Origin of the sequence: Mesotoga sp. B105.6.4 (assembly GCF_002896535.1) — a bacterium.
GTDB lineage: Bacteria > Thermotogota > Thermotogae > Petrotogales > Kosmotogaceae > Mesotoga.
This window is the reverse complement of the sequence record NZ_JWIM01000155.1, coordinates 1-2,227: the sequence shown is the minus strand read 5'-3', so window position 1 is coordinate 2,227 and position 2,227 is coordinate 1. Positions and strand designations below refer to the sequence as shown.

Annotated in this window: 3 protein-coding genes; all 3 read left to right on the top strand. The window is 38.8% G+C overall.

Features of this window, described 5'->3' with window-relative positions; translation table 11 throughout:
• Positions 1-365 (top strand): hypothetical protein (locus RJ60_RS15340; RefSeq protein ID WP_219725921.1); only part of this gene is annotated, 365 nt, incomplete at its 5' end.
• Positions 366-373: 8 nt separating this feature from the next.
• Positions 374-1,252: an ACP S-malonyltransferase gene (gene fabD / locus RJ60_RS15335; RefSeq protein ID WP_103135302.1), complete on the top strand. Its 879-nt coding sequence runs from the start codon at positions 374-376 to the stop codon at positions 1,250-1,252.
• 58 nt (positions 1,253-1,310) lie between these two features.
• A partial coding sequence (locus RJ60_RS15330; RefSeq protein ID WP_180980002.1) for a glycosyltransferase family 4 protein occupies positions 1,311-2,227 on the top strand: 917 nt, incomplete at its 3' end.

Here is a 2,227-nt window from a genome sequence, read left to right as displayed (position 1 = left end):
AATTATCCAAAGATTTACAAAACGCCGGGGCAATGGGAGTAGTTAAGTTGAATTTGAAGGTAGCGTATCATACCCCGTATATGCAAAAGGCAAGAGAAAAGTTAGGGGTACTCATGAGTAAGATGAAATTTAAAGAACCGAATTGCTATGTAGTAACCAGCAAGCACAGCAAGCCGACAAAGAATATTGAGCCAATCATTGAGTCGCTATTGTATCAGACAGACAATCGAATAAGCCTTGTAGATATCGTAAGATCATTAGTTGAACTGGGTGTCTCCAAAGCTTATGAGGTTGGACCAGGAAGAGCGCTTAAAGGGCTAACACAAACAATAACTAGCAAGATAAAGTTTCAGGCGATTGTGTGAGGTGTCTGATGGATCAAATTGGATTGGTGTTTCCCGGACAGGGCAGTCAGGCCGCTGGAATGGGGCTAGAAGTATACGAGGAACTGGCAGAAGCCAGATCATTGCTTAAAAGGGCGAATAATACCCTTGGATTCGATATCGGAAAGATTATGTTTGGCAGCTCGAACGAGCCTCTTAAGCCAACAGAGATTGCTCAGCCCGCCATCTTTATTTGTTCTGCAATGTATCTTGAGAAGTATAAACTTCTCAAGATGCCATACATGGCCGTTGCCGGGCATAGTCTCGGTGAATATTCAGCTCTTTACGCAGCCGGTACTATAAGTTTTGAGGATGGAGTGAATCTGACCAGAAAACGTGGCTTGGCAATGAGCAAATCGACAGATGCCGAATGTGGAATGGCCGCGATAATTGGCTTATCCGTGGATCAAATTTCATCGGTCATCTCGCAATTTTCCAATCTATATATAGCAAATGAAAACTCGAGGATACAGACAGTTATTTCGGGCGAAGCTGAGCAGCTAAGAAAAGCCAGTAAGATGTTTGAAGAGATGGGAGCGTCCAAAGTTGTCGAGCTCGCTGTTAGTACGGCTTTCCACACACCATTTATGAAGCAGGCAAAAGAAGAGATGAAGCTCGAGATAGAAAAGGCTGAATTCAAAGAACCTGGCTGTTACGTAATACCAAATGTGACCGCTAAACCTACGAAAGATACTTCTGAAATAAAGAAAGCCCTGATAGAGCAAATTACCGGAAAAGTAAGATGGCTTGAATCCTTCATGGCTTTCAAAGATCTGGGAATAAGCCAGGTATATGAAATTGGTCACGGCGATGTGCTCAAGAAACTGGGAATGACGATAACAACTAAAACTAAGATCTATCATATTTGATAAGTAAGTGTCATGTTAGCGATTCGTGAGAAGGTTTCTGGGTAATGAGGTGTTTACATTGATATACATCATTAATCAATTCTATGGGCAGAGAAGAGAACATCTAAAAAGAGAGCTCGCTGAATACTTATTTTCTTGCGGCTTTGAGGTCACTGTTTTGACCGGTAAGAATGGAGAAAAAGGACTGAAGAAGAAAGAAATCAGTTATATTAATATTTTGAGAATATCTAACAGCTCGTTTGATGGCGGGATAGTAAAAAAACTAATCTCATATATAACCTTTGTTATTGGTGCTTTTTTCAGGATTTTATTCTTCGAAAAAGGTTCAATTATAGTTGTAAGTTCACAACCATTCCTTGTAGCAAGATGTGTTACATTGCTAAAAAAGATGAAGAGATTTCGTGTGCTATATAATATTCAGGACCTCTTTCCAGATATCATGTATTCGAAAAACATTTCAAAAGGAACTATTGTATATAGATTAATGAAGAGGGTGCAAAAAAAGACAATAGATAATAGTGATGTTGTTATCACTATTTCGAAATCAATGGCGGATTTGGTCATGACTAGATATTCTGTTAATGCTAGCAAACTTAGAATAATTGAGAATTGGGGAAACACGAAGATTGAGGAGGAAATTAAAAGAAGAAAGAAACCAAGAAACGCTAAAGGCAAAAGGTTGAGGTTAATTTATGCCGGAAACCTGGGGATTTCTCATGAAATCGATACCATTTTTGAATGTCTAGAACTGATTAGCAACTCCAATATTAAGCATGATGTAGAATTTAGAATAATCGGTTTCGGTTACAACTACAATATTCTTAAAAGTAAATGTGAGAGCAGATGTTTTGGCTTTGTACACTTTTATGATCCATTGTCAGATGATGAACTGGCAAATGTATTTGCAGAATCCGACTTGGCATTGATAATTTCTACGAAGACAGCAAGAGGAAGTATGGTTCCCAGCAAATTCTA